An 18,357-nucleotide genomic window follows, 5' to 3' on the forward strand; every position below is an offset into this window, starting at 1 on the left:
TTAATGTGTTTATTTTTTTGGGCACAACCTTTCAGGTCAGGCTTTCAGCACTCGCTTTTTTTCTGAAAAAGAAAAAAGAGCTCAAACAATTGCCTCAATCCTTTGTGCAACTTATTTAAAAACTACAATTTCAACTTAATATTATAGAGTTGCAAACCAGAAGAAGGCGCATTATTTCTCATAAACAAACGATCATTATCTTCTTTTAAAGAAGCTTCAATAAACTGTAAATCAATATTTCCTTTTCCGAGTTCAAATAAAGTCGCCATCATTAAACGTATTTGATACCGAAGAAAACCTTTTCCCTTCACTTTAAATACATAGGACTTTTCAGGAAAAAAATTAGCGACTAAAATATCGTTTTCAACAATTTCACAAGTATCAATAACTCTTTTAAAAATTGTTTTTTCAGAGGGTTTGGTACAATATTTATGAAAATAATGTTCCCCCTCAAATAGTTTTGCGCCTTTCTTCATCACATCAATATCTAAAAAGGTATCAATATTTACCATGAAAGGCGCTGCAAAAGGATGATTTTTCTCACCAAAAGAAAAGTAATAATGGTATTCTTTTATTTTATCAGCTTTAATAATATTGAAACTCCTGGCAACCTCTTGCATAGAAATCGCTCTAAAATCTGGTGGAAAATTTAAATTTAAAGTTTTTATAAAAGCCTCTTCTTCTAAAATTTCATTTGTAAAAAGCTGTAAATAATAGGAATTTGCTGAAACTTTTGCATCTGTTCTACCCACACCAATCGTTTTATAACTACCCTCTTCCATTATAAAAGACAAGCTTTTATCGACTATATCATGCAAAGTTTTGGCATTTGTCTGTTTTTGCCAACCAGAAAAACGAAAACCGAAGAATTGTAAAGAAATTAGGTAAGAAACTGAATATTTCATAAGTGCAAATATACAATAATTGCATTTTTTTTTACAAAAGGTGCATTTTTATGAATATCTCAAAATTATAAGCTTCTTTTTTACGAACCCTATATTTTATATGTTAAAGAAAACCAAAAATATGTTTATAGCAAAATAACCCCCTTTTTTTTGAGGGCACTTAGCTAAAAAACATCATTTTCAAAAACACACCCCCTTGTCATTTTAAATTAAAACTATACATTTACCCCGTTCAAACAATATTAAATCAATAACAAACTAAAAGAACATCATTATGAAAAAAATTATTTTCTCATTATTATTGGCAAGTACTTTGATAGTAAATGCACAAGAAGAAGACAAAGGAACTTTTACATTAAGTGGAACAGTTGACGTATATGGAACGACTAATTTCACAAAAGACCCTGGAACTCCTGGTATTTTAATTGCCAATCCAGAAAATGCAAATGCTTTTGGTTTAGGTTTTGCAAATACTGTTTTTGCTTACGAAAAAGGAAAAGCTGGAGTTGTTGCAGATTTAGCATTTGGTCCAAAAGCAGACGATGCAAATTTAGCTGGAGCAATTAACCAACTTTATGCTTACTATAAAGCAACTGATAAATTAACTTTTACAGCTGGTCAATTCAACACCTTTTTAGGATATGAAGTAATTTCTCCAGCAGCGAATTTTAATTACACAGTTTCTTATTTATTTAATGCTGGTCCATTTTCTCATACTGGTATTAAAGCAGATTATGCTGTTTCTGAAGACTTATCATTCATGCTTGCAGTAACAAATGCGCATGCACTTACAAGTGCTGATGGTAATTTTGCAGATGCTACACAACTTGGTGCACAAATTGGTTATAAAGGTCAATACTTAAACTTTATTGCTGGTGCTGTAGATGCAACTTCAGCTAAAGACTACATTTTCCTAGATTATACAGGTGGATTTGATCTTTCTGAAACTTTCTTCCTAGGAATTAATGCTGCTTATGTAACTTCTAGCGATGATCAAACAGGATATCAAGGTGCTGCTTTGTACTTACAAAACACTTTTTCAGATACGTTCGCTTTAGGATTAAGACCTGAATTATTTCAATACAATGGTGATGCAAACGCAGATGAATCTGTAACAGCAGTTACATTAAGCGCAAACGTTTCATTAACTGGAAACTTAAAATTGATTACTGATTTAAGATTCGACTCTTCAGATGATTTTATCATTGAAGCGTTTCCAACAGAAAAAAGCACTTCTACTTTAACGATAGCAGCAGTATACTCTTTCTAGAAAGAAAACTATTATTAACTAACTAAAAATTTATAAGATGAGTTTATTTTTAACATTATTCCAGGAAACCCCTGTTACTGAAGCTGCTCAAGTTTTAGAACAAGTAAATGGAGATATGGGAATGCTTTGGATGCTGATTGCAGGTATCTTAGTTTTCTTGATGCAAGCAGGTTTTACATTGGTAGAATCTGGTATGACAAGATCAAAAAATGCGGTAAATATCGCTATGAAAAACTTATTAGACATTTGTGTAGGTTCTATTACATTCTGGCTAGTTGGGTATTCTTTAATGTATGGAGATACTTCTAACGGATGGTTTTTCTGGAGTGGATTATTCCAAGGTGAAGGAGCAGATTTATTCTTCCAGACAATGTTCGCTGCAACCACAGCAACCATTGTATCTGGAGCAATTGCTGGTAGAACAAAATACTCTACATACATAATTTTCTCATTAGTAATGACGGCTATCATTTATCCTATTTCTGGTGGATGGCAATGGCAAGGTGAAGGCTGGTTAACTAAATTAGGTTTTATTGATTTTGCTGGTTCGTCTATTGTACATTCTGTAGGTGGTTGGGCTGCTTTAGTAGCTGCATTTATGGTAGGACCAAGAATTGGAAAATATGTTGACGGAAAAGTTTTTGAAATTCCTGGTCATAATCAAATATTAGCAACTTTAGGAGTTTTTATTCTTTGGTTTGGATGGTTTGGTTTTAATGGTGGCTCTCAATTAGCTTGGGGTGGCGCAGATGCAACTGCTGCTTCAAATGTAGTTTTAATCACAAATTTAGCTGCTGCTGCAGGTGGATTAGGAGCATTAATTACAACTTGGATCTGGTATGGTAAACCAAACTTAGCACAAACCTTAAATGGTACTTTAGCAGGTTTAGTTAGTATAACTGCTGGATGTGGAAACATGTCTGCTGGTGGTGCTGTTTTAGCAGGTTTAATTGGAGGTATATTAGTTGTATTTTCAATTGAATTTATAGAAAAGAAATTAAAAATTGATGATGCAATTGGAGCTGCTTCTGTACATGGTGTTGCAGGTGTTTGGGGAACAATTGTTATTGGTCTTTGGGGTATAGATGGAGATGCTGGTATTGGCTTATTCAATGGTGGTGGAGCTGCACAGTTAGGTACGCAAGCCATTGGAGCTCTTGCTTATGGAGTTTGGGCTGTTGGTTTATCTTTTATAGTTCTTGGAATTTTAAAAGCTACTATGGGATTACGTGTTACTAAAGATGTAGAAATTGAAGGTTTAGATATTTCAGAACACGGCTCTATTGCTTATCCTGGTAAGAGACAAAGAGAAATAGAAGGAGACAAATAAATAATTTATTAATTAAGTTATTTCAAATCTAACATACTCTAAATTACCTTAAAGATTCATTTCTTTAAGGTAATTTTCTTGTTTTTATGAATTTGATAATTAAAATCCATTTAATTATCATAAATATTTTTTTTATATATTTATATTCATTTCATCATAAAAGTTACATCAAAATGCCATAAATACTGAATTATCTATAACAAAATACATAGATTTGTAGATATAACTTATTATATTATGGAGAAACAAGGCTTATATTTACCAGAGTTTGAACACGAAAATTGTGGTGCTGGTTTTATTTGTAATTTGAATGGCGATAAAACGAATCAAATTATACATGATGCACTAGAAATACTCGTAAAACTAGAACATAGAGGAGGTGTTAGTGCTGATGGAAAAACAGGAGATGGTGCTGGATTATTAATCGATATTCCTCACGAATATTTTCAAAGAGTCTGTGATTTTCCGATTCCAGAAAGAAGAGAATATGCAGTTGGTATGGTTTTTTTACCAAAAGTTTCTAATCAATATAATTTTTGTAAATCTACGTTTGAAAAAGAGCTAACAGCACAAGGATTAGCTATTTTAGGTTGGAGAAAAGTGCCTGTAGATTCTACTCAATTAGGAGCCATTGCTTTAGCATCAGAACCAAATATAGAGCAATTATTTGTTGGTAAAACTGATGAAATAAATGAAGCTACCTTCAAAGCAAAGTTATATGCTGCAAGAAAAATAGCAGAACACACCATCAGAAATTCTAAAATTTCTGAAAGCAAATACTTTTATATACCAAGTTTATCAATCACAACCATTATCTATAAAGGTATTATTATGCCAGAAGATATTGGTCCTTATTATAAAGATTTACAAGAAATAGATTTAGTGACACGTTTGGCATTAGTGCATCAACGTTTTTCTACCAACACAATGCCAACTTGGGAGTTAGCACAACCTTTTAGACACATGTGTCAAAATGGAGAAATTAATACGTTGCGTGGAAATGTAAGTAGAATGCGTGTGCGTGAAGAAATCATGAAAAGTGATGTTTTCGGCCCACAGATTGAAAAACTATTCCCAATAATTTTACCAGGAAAATCGGATTCTGCTTCTATGGATATGGTTGTTGAGTTGTTAACTCATACAGGACGATCCTTACCAGAAATTATGATGATGATGATTCCTGAAGCTTGGGAAAAACATGCAACAATGTCTAAAGAGCGAAAAGCTTTTTACGAATATAATGGTTGTATTATGGAGCCTTGGGATGGCCCAGCGTCTGTACCTTTTACAGACGGAGATTATATTGGAGCGTTGTTAGATAGAAATGGTTTAAGACCTTCTAGATACACAGTTACCAAAAGTGGAAAATTAATTATGTCATCAGAAATTGGTGTGGTAGACATAGACCCATCAGATGTAAAAAAACATGGAAGATTAGAGCCAGGAAAAATGTTTTTGGTGGACATGAATAAAGGTCGAATTATAGAAGATGAAGAAATAAAAACTAAAATTGTTTCTGAAAGACCTTACCAAGAATGGTTAGATAATTCTCGTTTACATTTAAAAGATGTTCCTTATACAAGTGAAACTTGCCCAATAGAAACCATTGATATCAAAACGCGTCAACGTTTGTTTAATTACACTTTTGAGGATATTCAAGAAGTAATTACACCTATGGCACAAGTTGGTAAAGAGGCTTTAGGATCTATGGGAATTGACACACCTTTAGCAGTTTTATCAGACAGACCTCAGTTAATATCAAACTATTTTAAACAATTATTTGCACAAGTAACCAACCCACCTTTAGATGGAATTCGTGAAGAAATTGTAACAGACATCAGTTTAAATTTAGGAAAAGATAGAAACATTTTTAGCATTACAGATAGACAATGTAGAAAATTAAGAATTCAGAATCCTGTAATTTCAAATGCAGATTTAGAAAAAATTAGAAGTATTGATATTGAAAGTTTCAAAGCAGAAACAATTCAAATTTTATATAAAAAATCCGAAGGTTTAAACGGAATAGAAAATGCTTTAGATAAGATTGTTCTTCAAGTTGAAAAAGCATTAGAAAATAAAAATAATATTATCATTTTATCAGATAGAGGTGTCAATCAAGAATTAGCACCAATACCTGCATTATTGGCTTGTTCCTTTGTAAATCATCAATTAAATCGCCTACGTAAGCGTTCTTATTTCGATATTATTATTGAATCTGCAGAACCTCGTGAACCTCATCATTTTGCAACTTTATTTGGATATGGAGCAAGTGCCATCAATCCTTATATGGTGAATGAAATTATCAGAATGCAAGTTAAAGAAGGCTTTATTACTGGTATGGATGAACAAAAAGCAGTCGATAATTTTAACACTGCAATTGGTAAAGGTATTTTAAAAGTGATGAACAAAATCGGAATCTCTACATTACATTCTTATAGAGGTTCTCAAATTTTTGAAATTGTAGGGTTTAACTCGCAATTTGTAGAAAAATATTTCCCTTATACAGCTTCAAGAATTGAAGGTATTGGTTTGTATGAAGTTGAAAAAGAAATTGATCAACGTTATAAACAAGCCTATCCAGATAATCAAATTGATAAAAATTTAGGTTTAAATATTGGTGGTGATTATAGATGGAGAAGAAATGGCGAACGTCATTTATTCAATCCAACAACGGTTTCTAAACTACAACAAGCAGTTCGTTTAAGCGATCAGGCAAGTTATAATGTGTATGCAAAAGCCATCAATGAACAAGCAGAAAGCTTAATGACCATTCGTGGTTTGTTTGAATTTGATAATTTAGACCCAATTCCTTTAGAAGAAGTAGAACCTTGGACAGAGATTGTAAAACGTTTTAAAACGGGTGCAATGTCTTATGGATCAATTTCAAGAGAAGCACACGAAAATTTAGCAATTGCCATGAACAGAATTGGTGGTAAATCTAATTCTGGTGAAGGTGGTGAAGATAGAAAACGTTTCCAAAAAGATATCAATGGAGATAGTAGAAATTCTGCTATAAAGCAAGTTGCTTCTGGTAGATTTGGAGTTACTTCTCACTATTTAACAAACGCAAGAGAAATTCAAATTAAAATGGCACAAGGTGCAAAACCTGGTGAAGGTGGTCAATTACCTGGCTACAAAGTTTTACCTTGGATTGCTGCTGCAAGAAACTCAACGCCTTTTGTTGGGTTAATTTCTCCTCCTCCACATCATGATATTTATTCTATTGAAGATTTAGCACAATTAATTTTCGATTTAAAAAATGCCAATCGTGAAGCAAGAATTAATGTAAAATTAGTTTCGGAAGTGGGTGTTGGAACCATTGCTGCTGGTGTTGCCAAAGCAAAAGCAGATGTTGTTTTAATTTCTGGTTATGATGGAGGAACAGGAGCCTCTCCTTTAACCTCTTTAAAACACGCAGGTTTACCTTGGGAATTAGGCTTAGCTGAAGCACAACAAACTTTAGTAATGAACAGTTTACGAAGTAGAATTGTGGTAGAATGTGATGGCCAATTAAAAACAGGAAGAGATGTTGCAATTGCAGCCTTATTAGGTGCAGAAGAATTTGGTTTTGCAACAGCTCCTTTAGTAGCTTCTGGTTGTATTATGATGCGTAAATGTCATTTAAATACGTGTCCAGTGGGTATTGCAACTCAAGATAAAGAGTTGCGAAAAAACTTTAAAGGAACACCAGAACACGTTATTAACTTCTTCTTTTATATTGCTGAAGAATTAAGAGCAATTATGGCACAATTAGGGTTTAGAACATTATCAGAAATGGTTGGACAAACGCATAAAATTAATGCCAACAAAGCCATCAAACATTACAAAGCAAAAGGATTAGATTTATCTAGTATTTTACATAGACCAGATTCTTACAGAAAATTAGTGGTTAGTAATACAGAAAAACAAGAACATAATTTAGAAAGCGTTTTAGATTTCACGATTTTAAAAGATTCTCATAGAGCTTTATATCGTAAAGAAAAAATGACTTTAAATTATCCTATTAAAAACACAAACAGAACTGTTGGAGCTATTGTAAGTAACGAAATTTCTAAAATTTATGGTCACTTAGGATTGCCTGAAGACACCTTAAACATTAATTTTAAAGGTTCTGCAGGACAAAGCTTTGGTGCTTTTGGAGCTCATGGATTAACCTTTATTCTAGAAGGAAACACAAACGATTATTTAGGAAAAGGGTTGTCTGGAGCTAAATTAATCGTTAAAAAACCACCAACAGCAGACTTTTTAGCTGAAGACAATATTATTGTTGGTAACGTATGTATGTTTGGTGCTGTTGATGGTCAAGCTTATATTAATGGAATTGCTGGTGAACGTTTTGCTGTTCGTAATTCTGGAGCAACAGCAGTTGTAGAAGGTGTTGGAGATCATTGTTGTGAATACATGACTGGTGGTAAAGTAATTGTTTTAGGAAAAACAGGAAGAAATTTTGCTGCTGGGATGAGTGGTGGAATCGCCTATGTGTATGATCCTGAAAACAAATTTGCAAACGGATTATGCAATACAGAAACCATCGAATTTGAAGAAATTTCAGAGGAAAATGGAGCTGAGTTAAAAGCAATTATTGAAAAGCACGTTCTATATACAGATAGTAAAAGAGGTGCTGATTTATTAGCAGATTGGGATACAAGTTTAAACAACTTTGTAAAAGTAATGCCAACTGAATATAAGAAAGCATTACAACGTTTAGAAACAGAAGAACCAATGTTCGAAGAATTAACAATAGCATAATGTCATGGGAAAAATAACAGGATTTAAAGAATTTGAAAGACAGGATGAAACCTACAGATCTGTAATAGACCGTGTAAAAAATTATAACGAATTTACGGTACCTCTTTCTGATCAAGAAATAACAAAACAAGGTTCACGTTGTATGGATTGTGGAATTCCTTTTTGTCATAGTGGTTGTCCACTTGGTAATTTAATTCCAGATTTTAACCATATGGTGCATCAAGGTGAATGGCAAAAAGCTTCGTGGATTTTACATTCTACGAATAATTTCCCAGAATTTACAGGACGTTTATGTCCTGCTCCTTGTGAACAGGCTTGTGTTTTAGGAATTATAGAAGACCCAGTATCCATAGAAAATATTGAAAAAAACATAGTAGAACGCGCTTTTAAAGAAGGGTGGATTAAACCTCAACCTCCAAAAACAAGAACAGGAAAAACGATTGCTGTGATTGGCTCTGGACCTGCAGGTTTAGCTGCTGCACAACAATTAAATAGAGCTGGACATACAGTAACTGTTTTTGAAAGACATGATGAAGTTGGTGGTTTATTACGATATGGAATTCCTAATTTTAAAATGGAAAAAGGAATTATCGATAGAAGAATAAAAATTTTAAAAGCAGAAGGAATCATTTTTAAAACAAACGTAAATGTTGGTGTAACTTATGATGTAAAAGATTTAAAAGCTTTTGATGCTATTGTTTTATGTGGTGGTGCAACTGAAACCAGAAGCTTACCAACTCCTGGTATTGACGCTAATGGTGTTGTACAAGCAATGGATTTCTTAACACAGCAAACCAAAGTTTTATTTGGCAAGGAAGTGGAAAACCAAGTGATGGCAACTGATAAAAATGTTATAGTAATTGGTGGTGGAGATACAGGCTCCGATTGTATTGGAACTTCAAACAGACATGGAGCAAAATCTGTGGTGAACTTTGAGATTATGCCAAAACCTCCTGGAGAACGTTCACCAACAACTCCTTGGCCTTTTTGGCCTTTAAAGTTAAAAACTTCTTCTTCTCATCAAGAAGGTTCTGAACGTAATTGGTTAATCAACACAAAAGAATTTGTAAAAGATGAAACTGGAAAACTAATCGCTTTAAAAACAGTAAATGTTGAGTGGAAAATGGTTCCTGGACAAAGACCTCAATTGATTGAAATTGCGGGTACAGAAAAAACTTGGCCTTGTGATTTAGCCTTATTAGCTTTAGGTTTTACAGGTCCTGAAAGTACTTTAGCAGAAAAATTAGGCATTAAACGAGATGCTCGTTCAAATTATATTGCAGAATATGGTAAATATCAAACCAATGTAAAAAATATTTTTACTGCTGGTGATATGAGAAGAGGGCAATCTTTAATTGTTTGGGCAATTTCTGAAGGTAGAGAAGCTGCAAGGCAAGTAGATTTATTCTTAATGGGAAAATCTGAATTACCCTCTAAAGATGTTACAGGCGATTTAGTTGCGATGTAAATTATAGATCTTAATTATTAAAAAGCCGTTTGTAATTTTTTACAAACGGCTTTTTTGAGTTCAAAACTTAGGTATATTTTTTAAATATAGTTGAAATTTAGAAGTTATAGTAAATTACAGTTTTAAAAGGTCTTCGACAAGATCAGACTGACATTCACTAGAAAAACTGTGCTTAGGAATATTTTTATGTATAGTAAGAAATTTTACGATTCCCAAAGTTTAGCAAAATTGAAAAAGGTAAATAATTATATTTTATTGTAATTACGCTTTTAGTAATGTTAGCATTTTGTCACCCTGAATTTATTTCAGGGTCTTAAGAAATAGTCTCGATTTATAGCTAGATAGATTCTGAAATAAATTCAGAATGACAAGTTTTAAAATTTACATTATAATGAGCGGATATACAATTATATTTTTTATTCCGTTAAAACAATTCTAATTGGTAAACGATATTTTGTAGCTACAGGAAATCTTTTTTTTATTGCTGGGAATATTTTAGGTAGGTTATCAACAGAAAGTTGTAGAATACTATCCAATGCTGGAAGTTGCTTTTTTATATTTTCTGAAGATGTTAATTCTAAAAACTCAATAATTCCTTCTGTATTAATTAACAAATCTACATACACAGTTTCATCAATAGAATCTTGACTCGATAATGCGTGTTTTTGTAACTCCTCTCCTATTTTTTTGTGAATGGTATTTCTAAAACAATTCGATTTTTCTGTTTTATTAATAATAGAATCGCAAGCAGGAAATGATGGCGATAAATCTACAGCTGTATAATCTACAATGGTATCTAAAACTTGGTTTTCTTTGTTTTTCGAAAATGACAATTTATCACATGAAGTGATAAAAATCATCAAAATTAAAAAAGAAAAAACGCGCATCAATAGAATTATATTTACTGCGTAAACTTACTAAATTTTACTGACTTTTAATCCAACAATTCTCCCTCCAAAAAATACTCTTTTTTGATCTCTTTAATTCTACGTTCTACAAATACAGAAATCACTTCATCTCTACTATAAAAATTTTCTATATACTTTTTATATTCCTTATAAGCTATTTTTTTATCCTTATAATAATCATCAGAAAGCTTTGCTATTTGATACAATGCTTTGTAATTTTTTCTATTTTCTGCATACGCTTCTTTAAAAGCGTTAATAGCTTCTGGAATTTTATTGGTTTCAAAATACATCGTTCCTAAACCAAAATATTCTTCATCTCGCTTTTCTTTCCCTACATAAGTAGCCATCATATAATTAAACATTGCACCTCTATAATCTTTTTCAATCATAGAAATATGCCCTAAATACGTTAGAGCTTTAAAATCTTCTCTATCTTTAATCGATACTTTTTTAAAATATTTTTTTGCCCGTTCTAAACTATCCATATTAAAAAAAGATCTTCCTAACATTGCAGCACTATAGGTGTCTTTTTTATCAATAGTATCCAAATTTAATAACAATGGAATAGCTTCTGCGTATTTTTTATCCAAATACAATCGATTAATTTTTAGCTTATTCAAATCGACATGATTTTTATCCAAAGCCAAACCTTTGTCTACAAATATTTGTGTGGAATCTTTATCTTTCAATTTTTTATAACTATTTGCCAATCTTACAATGGCATTTAAATGCGTAGCATCTTTTTCGTGCGTATCTAGATAACTATTCATCATAGGATCTCTTTGACCATTTAAAGCGTAAGAAAGTCCTAAATGGTAAGAATAATTCGCGTTTTCAGCATCATTTTCCACCAAATATTTAAACGTTTTAATCGCTTCTTTAGGTTTTCTGTTGATGATGTATAACTTCCCTAATTGATATTTCAACACTAAATTCAAGGAATCTTTTGCTAAAACCTCTTCATAAATAGGAATTGCTTTTTTAGACAATTTTAAAGAACGGTAATTTTTTGCCAATCGTAGTTTTGCATTTTCATCATCTTTAAAAGTGATGGCTTTTTCTAAAAACTGAGCTGCTTTTTTATAATCGTCAATCGATTCGTAAATAACTGCTTTTTTATAATTCGATAAAAACGAAGCATCACTTTTATCTAATTCTTTTAAAGCCATTTTATACCTACCTTTCTCAAACAAACTATCTGCAACAGCAAAAGCTGAAGTTTGCGCTTCAACTTTTACAATTACAAATAATAATACTACTAAAATTTTCTTTTTCATAGAGATTTTTTATTCTACTAAAATAGTAAACGGAATTGAATATTTTACATCAACAGCTTTTCCCTCATGTTCTCCAGGAGTTACTTTTGGTAGTGAATTCATCACTGCCAATACTTCTTGTTTAATATCTTCATGAGGTGCTCTAGCTTGCACTTCAACAATATTCCCTTCTTTGTCAATTTTAAAACTAATAAAAACACGTTTTTTCCCAGGAGATAAACCTAATGTTTTTGGTAAAGCTGCATCAAAATTTTTAATAAAATGCTTTTGAATATTTTTTGAAAAACAATCTTTATCTCCAGATTCGCAACCAGGGAAAGTTGGTGCTTTGTCTACTTTTAAAAATGAAACATTTTCATCGATTTCTTCAACTTCCTCAGTTGGTTTAGAATTCATCTTCATGAAAACTGCTCTTCTACCATTTTTTAAATCTAAAAATATTGGTTCAGGCAGTTCCACTCCTCTTTCCTTAGCGCGTTCGTTTGCTCCTTTTTCAGATTTCAGAAACTCATTTTTCTCATTATCTGTTAAATCTTTAAAAGCAATCTCTTTATAAGTTTCTGGTATGGAATATCCTATAAAAAGATCTAGATACGTAGCACTATTCTCTCTTTGTTTCGACTCAACTACACCCTCTTTCAAAGAGAAATACCAAGTAGTTTTCTCTAATTTACTTTCTGATAAATCCTCCTTATAAACATCTTCTGAACAAGAAGTATAAAAAAGCATACTTGCTAATACAGGAATCAACACCAGATACTTTAATTGATTCATTTTTTTTGATTGTTTTTTCGTCATCATAATAATTCTTTTTTTGATTAAACTTTTTTTATAAAATTGATTTACAAATGCAACATTCTCAACCTGAAAATAATTAGATAATAAATTGTTGATATACGTTTCTTTCGCTTCTTTTTTCGATACAATTTCATCAGAAATATATTCGTGTACTAGAGTGATTCTCTTTTGATAAAAATAAATCATCGGGTTAAACCACATTGCAATTTTTAAGAATTCAAAAAATAGTAAATCAATAGAATGCTTTTGTTGACTGTGTACCATTTCATGCTCGATAATCTTTTCTTGTTGCGAAACAGGAATTTCTTTTCCTAAAAATATATAGTTGAAAAATGAAAATGCATTGGTTTTATTCGGAATAAAAATTAGCTTAAAAATGGATAATTTCTCTGCTTTATTGGTTTTGATTAAGTTGATAATCTTCATCAACTTTACAAAAAACAAGATTAAAAATACAGCAACTCCAACCCAAAATATAATATTGATATAATTTACAGATTCATAAAAAGTAGTTGCTTCCACTGTTCTTTTAATCACTTTTTCTGGTGATAAAAATATCTCTGGCAATTGCACAATATACTCTTGAGAAACTGCTTTTTGAAACGTTGGTATTTTTATCAACGGAAGTATAAAAGACAAGATTGGCGTCGTTAACAAATACCATCTGTTTTTTGTAAAAAACGTTTCTTTGCTTAAAAAGAAATCATAAATCGCCAAAAACAAGACTTGGAATAAGATAACTTGAAGGATGTAATTTATCATTGGTTTTTTATTTTTTAAACTATTTTGTCTGGTTGAGCGCAGTCGAAACCTCAATAACCTCTCGACTGCGCTCGAGGAGACATTTTACGAACTTTTATTATATTCCAATTGAGTAATAACTGCCAACTGCTTACTGAAAACTGCCAACTAAAAACTATTTCTCCTTATTCACTTCCTTTAATATTGATTCCAATTCAGCAACATCCATGTTATTTTCTTTTACAAAAAAGGATACCATGCTTTTAAAAGAACCATCAAAATAACCGTTCATTATTTTGTGCAAACTTTGGTTGCTATACGTTTCTTTATCTATAATTGGGTAATACACATAACCTCTACCTTCTGGTTTGTGTGCCACAAATTTTTTGGTTTCTAAAATTCTTATAATCGTAGAAACTGTATTATAGGCTGGTTTTGGCTCAGGTAACTTTTCAATGACATCTTTTACAGAAGTTTCTTGCAAATCCCACACAACCTGCATTATTTGTTCCTCTGCTTTTGTTAATTGTTTCTTCATAATTTTCAACTAATAATTTAGTTTAATGATACAAATATAACTAAATATATAGTTTAAACTAATTTTTTAGTTATAAAATTCATCGTTTCTATAAAAAATAAATTTATAGGTTATTTTTTAAAAAGTAAAAAGGCTTTAAATTCAATTGAATCTAAAGCCTTTTACAGTATTTTTTGGTAAGAAAAATTATTCCTTCTCAGCCATTTTCTTTACATAATCTGTAATAATTACAATTTGAGTTGGGCCAACTTTCCCTTCAATATATTTTTCATTATCATGATCTAAAGAAATTCTACGAACAGCAGTTCCTTGTTTAGCAACCATGCTAGATCCTTTAACTTTTAAATCTTTAATCAACACCACAGAATCTCCAGCCTCTAAAATAACGCCATTTACATCCCTGTGAATTATTTTTTCACTCTCATCTAAATGATCATTGGTTGCTTTTGCAAAACTCAATTCCTCATCTTCCATGTACATCATTCCCAACAAATCATTTGGCCAACCTTCCTTTTTTAATCTGTGCAACATTCTCCAAGCCACAACTTTTACAGGTCTAAATTCGCTCCACATAGCATCGTTTAAACAACGCCAATGATTTGCATCCACCTCATCAGGATTTTCGATTTGCGTAACACAAGTTTCACAAGCCAGCAAACTTCCATCAACTCCACCTCCACCAATATCACTTGGTTTTACATCGTAAACCGATAAATTATTAGTTCCTGTACATAACTCACATTTATTACCACTTCTATTTTCTAAATCTTGTTGTAAACTCATAATTATTTTTTGTTTGATGTTCGCAAATGTAGGGTTTTATTTTGAAGCTGTTTCCTGCTTTTCGCACTCGCTTTTTTATTCTGAAAAAGAATAAAAAGAGCTCAAACAAATGCTACAATCAGGGCTAAACTTGTTTGCTGGCTATTGGGTTTAATTTAATGGTGTTGTCATTCCCTTGAAAAAGGGAATCCATACTAATCTGTTAAAATATCATCATACCAATCTTTAGCTAAATCTTGCCAACTTGGATTATTTTTTTCAAATAACTCGATTTTCCAAGCTCTATTCCACTTTTTAAGTCTTTTCTCTCTTTCAATTGCCTCATTTACATCTTTAAAGGTTTCAAAATATATCAATTTATTTACACCATATTTAGAAGTAAACCCTTTTGTAATTCCCATTTTATGTTCATAGACTCTTCTTTGCAAATCATTTGTCATTCCTATATAAAGAGTGCCTCTAATTTTACTAGCTAAAATATATACATAATATTGATGTACGTTTTTCATATCTACTATTAAATTATGGATTCCCACTTTCGTGGGAATGACAACAGTGATCACCCAACCTCTAAAGAATAAAAACCGTAAAACTTGTCATTTCGACTTTTTAGGAGAAATCTCATAACCTTGCTCAACTTTATGTTCTCATTCTTATATGACTTCTCTCAAAAGTTCGAAGTGACAAACTTTATAGATTCTGGATTTTATCACCCAACCTCTAAAGAATAAAAACCGCAAAACTTGTCATTTCGACTTTTTAGGAGAAATCTCATAACCTTGCTCAACTTTATGTTCTCATTCTTGTGTGACTTCTCTCAAAAGTTCGAAGTGACAAACTTTATAGATCCTGAATTTTATCACCCAACCTCTAAAGAATAAAAACCGCAAAACTTGTCATTTCGACTTTTTAGGAGAAATCTCATAACCTTGCTCAACTTTATGTTCTCATTCTTATGTGACTTCTCTCAAAAGTTCGAAGTGACAAACTTTACAGATTCTGGGTTTTATCACCCAACCTCTATAGAATAAAAACCGTAAAACTTGTCATTTCGACTTTTTAGGAGAAATCTCATAACCTTGCTAAACTTTATGTTCTCATTCTTATGTAACTTCTCTCAAAAGTTCGAAGTGACAAACTTTATAGATCCTGAATTTTATCACCCAACCTCTAAAGAAGTAAACTGAAAACTAGTTCCATCAAACAACCCTTTATCAGAGAGTTTTAAAGACGGAATTACCAACAACGCCATAAAAGACAAACTCATATAAGGTGCTCGTAATTTGCTACCCATTTGTTTTGCCATTTTATCTAATTCAGCATATTGCTTTCCGATTTCTTTTGCAGATTTGTCTGACATAATTCCTGCAACAGGCAACGAAACTATTTTTTCTTTATTATTATTTACAGCACAAACTCCACCACTATTTTTTATAATTAGGTTTACAGCTTTACAAATTGCATCATCAGAAACACCAACAGCAATAATATTATGAGAATCGTGCCCAACAGAACTTGCAATGGCACCTTCTTTCAATCCGAAGTTTTTAATAAAAGCAATTGCTGGCTCATCATTTTTATAACGATTTACAACTGTCATTTTTAAAACATCTGTTTCTATATTCGAAACTAAATTGCCATCTTTAATTAATGAATCTGCTTCAATTTGATTCGTAACCAATTCACCATCTAAAGCTTCAATAACTCTAATTTTTTCTACTGATGATTCAAATCTAAAATCTGAAATTTCTTTTTTATCAGTATTAAAATTATTCAACACTTCAAAATCTACAGATTTCACAAAACTCTCGCCATTTTTAGCAACCAATTCTCCATTAATATAGGTTTCCAAAACATTGAATTTCGTTAGATTATCAACCACAATGAAATCTGCAAAATCATCTTTTTGCAACAAACCAACTTGTAAATTATAATGTTTAACAGGATTTATACAAGCAGCTTGCAATACTTTAAAAACATCAATTCCTTTTGCAACTGCTCTTTCACACAACTGATTGATATGCCCCAACAATAAATCATCTGGATGTTTGTCATCTGAACAAAACATCATGTTTTCGTAATTTTCTGGCAACAAATCAATTAAAGCTTCAAAGTTTTTGGCAGCAGATCCTTCTCTAATAATTACTTTCATGCCTTTTGCTAATTTCTCTTTGGCTTCTTCAAAAGAAAAACATTCGTGGTCTGTAGAAATTCCTGCAGCAATATATTTACTTGCGTCAGCTCCTCTTAAACCTGGTGCATGACCATCAATGGGTTTGTTGTTATTTTTTGCGTGTTTTATTTTTGCTAAAACCTCATTATCATCAAACAAAACTCCTGGATAATTCATCATTTCTGCTAAGTACAAAATATCAGGATTTTCCATCATTTTTTTAATATCATCAGCATTAATGATTGCTCCTGCACTTTCAAAAGAAGTTGCTGGCACACAGCTTGGTGCTCCAAAATTAAATTTTAACGGAACTTTCTTTCCATTTTCAATCATAAAATCGACACCTTTTACCCCCAAAACATTGGCAATTTCATGTGGATCAGAAACTGTAGCAACTGTTCCATGCAAAACAGCAATTTTTGCAAATTCAGAAGGCACTAACATCGAACTTTCTATATGAATATGTGCATCTACAAAGCCAGGTAAAATATAGTTTTCATTGCTATGATTTACTGCTCGAATTTCTTTGATTTTTCCGTTTTCAACTTCAACTTCTCCTTTATAAATTCGCTTATTTTGTATGTCTACGATGTTTCCTTGAACTTTCATTTTAAATAACTTTTAAACAAAACTACAAATAATAAAAAAGGATTCTTCAAAATCTAAATAGAATATTCTATTTTTGATTATGAATGAAAAACAACGCTACCATAATTTTGTAGATTGGGCAAAAAAGCAATATTGTCCTTTAACAACAATATTCCCAACTATTCATAAAAAAGATATTTTTCATATCGATTTAAGCAAAAAGAACACCACTGTAAAAACAGCAGCTGAATTTAACAATCCAGTTTTTTTCGAAAATAAATTGGCTGAAATTCAAGAAGCAAATCCGAATAAAATAATTGCTGGTGGTTATACAGAAAAACGAGCTTTGTATACTTCTGATATTTATAACGCAAAAAACTCATCAGAAAAAAGAAATATACACTTAGGTTTAGATTTTTGGCTGCCAGAAAACACACCTGTTCACTCCTTATTTGATGGAGAAATTGTGTGTGCTGTTCATCAAAAAGACCATAAAGGCTATGGAGGTTTTATCATTTTAAAACATCAAACTAAAGCAACTACTTTTTATACTTTATATGGACATTTATCCGAAGAAAGTGTTTCAAATTTTTCTTTAAATGATTCCATCAAAAAAGGAGAAAAAATAGGCGTTTTAGGGAAGTATGATGAAAATGGGGAATGGGTTCCTCACCTACACTTTCAACTCATGTTGTCTTTATTAGAATATGAAAATGATTTTCCTGGAGTGGCTTTAAAAAGTGAAATCGATTTTTGGAAAGCGATTTGCCCTAATCCGAATTTATTATTTAAGAGTGATGCTCTATAAAAATTGCATCTAAATTTTGCG

Annotated in this window: 13 protein-coding genes; 5 read left to right on the top strand and 8 right to left on the bottom strand. The window is 31.7% G+C overall.

The annotated features are described in order from the left end of the window. Positions 1 to 122 precede the first annotated feature (122 nt). On the bottom strand, positions 123 to 905 hold the full coding sequence (locus LPB03_RS07245; RefSeq protein WP_065318556.1) for a tRNA pseudouridine synthase A: 783 nt from the start codon (positions 903 to 905) through the stop codon (positions 123 to 125). Positions 906 to 1,179: 274 nt separating this feature from the next. On the opposite strand from LPB03_RS07245, the gene LPB03_RS07250 reads away from it, so the two are divergent. The 4 genes from LPB03_RS07250 to LPB03_RS07265 all read left to right on the top strand — a co-directional run bounded on the left by LPB03_RS07250 (position 1,180) and on the right by LPB03_RS07265 (position 9,722). Beyond that, a complete protein-coding gene (locus LPB03_RS07250; RefSeq protein ID WP_065318555.1) occupies positions 1,180 to 2,175 on the top strand; it encodes an outer membrane beta-barrel protein in 996 nt (331 codons plus the stop codon). Positions 2,176 to 2,212: 37 nt separating this feature from the next. Continuing rightward, a complete protein-coding gene (locus tag LPB03_RS07255) occupies positions 2,213 to 3,505 on the top strand; it encodes an ammonium transporter (RefSeq protein WP_065318554.1) in 1,293 nt (430 codons plus the stop codon). 237 nt (positions 3,506 to 3,742) lie between these two features. Beyond that, positions 3,743 to 8,254, top strand: coding sequence for a glutamate synthase large subunit (gene gltB, locus LPB03_RS07260; protein WP_065318553.1), 4,512 nt, complete (start codon positions 3,743 to 3,745; stop codon positions 8,252 to 8,254). 4 nt (positions 8,255 to 8,258) lie between these two features. Further along, a complete protein-coding gene (locus LPB03_RS07265) occupies positions 8,259 to 9,722 on the top strand; it encodes a glutamate synthase subunit beta (RefSeq protein ID WP_065318552.1) in 1,464 nt (487 codons plus the stop codon). A 416-nt stretch (positions 9,723 to 10,138) separates the two neighbouring features. Here the strand turns inward: LPB03_RS07265 and LPB03_RS07270 are convergent, their stop codons facing one another. The 7 genes from LPB03_RS07270 to ade form a co-directional block, all read right to left on the bottom strand. Further along, positions 10,139 to 10,582 (bottom strand): hypothetical protein, encoded by a 444-nt coding sequence (locus LPB03_RS07270; protein ID WP_231953153.1) that lies wholly within the window; start codon positions 10,580 to 10,582, stop codon positions 10,139 to 10,141. Between the two features lie 74 nt (positions 10,583 to 10,656). Next, positions 10,657 to 11,907 carry a tetratricopeptide repeat protein gene (locus LPB03_RS07275; RefSeq protein WP_083187032.1) on the bottom strand — a complete coding sequence of 417 codons (1,251 nt, stop codon included), beginning with the start codon at positions 11,905 to 11,907 and terminating at the stop codon, positions 10,657 to 10,659. 9 nt (positions 11,908 to 11,916) lie between these two features. Beyond that, positions 11,917 to 13,467, bottom strand: coding sequence for a M56 family metallopeptidase (locus LPB03_RS07280; protein ID WP_065318550.1), 1,551 nt, complete (start codon positions 13,465 to 13,467; stop codon positions 11,917 to 11,919). Between the two features lie 154 nt (positions 13,468 to 13,621). Then, positions 13,622 to 13,984, bottom strand: a complete 363-nt coding sequence (locus LPB03_RS07285) for a BlaI/MecI/CopY family transcriptional regulator (protein WP_065318549.1) — start codon at positions 13,982 to 13,984, stop codon at positions 13,622 to 13,624. A gap of 186 nt (positions 13,985 to 14,170) precedes the next feature. Then, on the bottom strand, positions 14,171 to 14,767 hold the full coding sequence (locus LPB03_RS07290; protein WP_065318548.1) for a PhnA domain-containing protein: 597 nt from the start codon (positions 14,765 to 14,767) through the stop codon (positions 14,171 to 14,173). A 194-nt stretch (positions 14,768 to 14,961) separates the two neighbouring features. Further along, positions 14,962 to 15,276, bottom strand: coding sequence for a GIY-YIG nuclease family protein (locus tag LPB03_RS07295; RefSeq protein WP_065318772.1), 315 nt, complete (start codon positions 15,274 to 15,276; stop codon positions 14,962 to 14,964). Positions 15,277 to 15,926: 650 nt separating this feature from the next. Next, on the bottom strand, positions 15,927 to 17,549 hold the full coding sequence (ade, locus tag LPB03_RS07300) for an adenine deaminase (RefSeq protein ID WP_065318547.1): 1,623 nt from the start codon (positions 17,547 to 17,549) through the stop codon (positions 15,927 to 15,929). A gap of 79 nt (positions 17,550 to 17,628) precedes the next feature. On the opposite strand from ade, the gene LPB03_RS07305 reads away from it, so the two are divergent. Continuing rightward, complete coding sequence (locus tag LPB03_RS07305) at positions 17,629 to 18,336, top strand: peptidoglycan DD-metalloendopeptidase family protein (RefSeq protein ID WP_065318546.1); 708 nt, start codon at positions 17,629 to 17,631, stop codon at positions 18,334 to 18,336. Positions 18,337 to 18,357: the final 21 nt, after the last annotated feature.

The sequence above is a fragment of the Polaribacter vadi genome (assembly GCF_001761365.1).
Taxonomy (GTDB): domain Bacteria; phylum Bacteroidota; class Bacteroidia; order Flavobacteriales; family Flavobacteriaceae; genus Polaribacter; species Polaribacter vadi.

Excerpts from the sequence above, each read along its gene's own strand:
- LPB03_RS07245 (WP_065318556.1), bottom strand. The coding sequence starts at position 905 with ATGAAATATTCAGTTTCTTACCTAATTTCTTTACAATTCTTCGGTTTT.
- LPB03_RS07250 (WP_065318555.1), top strand. The coding sequence starts at position 1,180 with ATGAAAAAAATTATTTTCTCATTATTATTGGCAAGTACTTTGATAGTA.
- LPB03_RS07255 (WP_065318554.1), top strand. The coding sequence starts at position 2,213 with ATGAGTTTATTTTTAACATTATTCCAGGAAACCCCTGTTACTGAAGCT.
- gltB (WP_065318553.1), top strand. The coding sequence starts at position 3,743 with ATGGAGAAACAAGGCTTATATTTACCAGAGTTTGAACACGAAAATTGT.
- LPB03_RS07265 (WP_065318552.1), top strand. The coding sequence starts at position 8,259 with ATGGGAAAAATAACAGGATTTAAAGAATTTGAAAGACAGGATGAAACC.
- LPB03_RS07270 (WP_231953153.1), bottom strand. The coding sequence starts at position 10,582 with ATGATTTTTATCACTTCATGTGATAAATTGTCATTTTCGAAAAACAAA.
- LPB03_RS07275 (WP_083187032.1), bottom strand. The coding sequence starts at position 11,907 with ATGAAAAAGAAAATTTTAGTAGTATTATTATTTGTAATTGTAAAAGTT.
- LPB03_RS07280 (WP_065318550.1), bottom strand. The coding sequence starts at position 13,467 with ATGATAAATTACATCCTTCAAGTTATCTTATTCCAAGTCTTGTTTTTG.
- LPB03_RS07285 (WP_065318549.1), bottom strand. The coding sequence starts at position 13,984 with ATGAAGAAACAATTAACAAAAGCAGAGGAACAAATAATGCAGGTTGTG.
- LPB03_RS07290 (WP_065318548.1), bottom strand. The coding sequence starts at position 14,767 with ATGAGTTTACAACAAGATTTAGAAAATAGAAGTGGTAATAAATGTGAG.
- LPB03_RS07295 (WP_065318772.1), bottom strand. The coding sequence starts at position 15,276 with ATGAAAAACGTACATCAATATTATGTATATATTTTAGCTAGTAAAATT.
- ade (WP_065318547.1), bottom strand. The coding sequence starts at position 17,549 with ATGAAAGTTCAAGGAAACATCGTAGACATACAAAATAAGCGAATTTAT.
- LPB03_RS07305 (WP_065318546.1), top strand. The coding sequence starts at position 17,629 with ATGAATGAAAAACAACGCTACCATAATTTTGTAGATTGGGCAAAAAAG.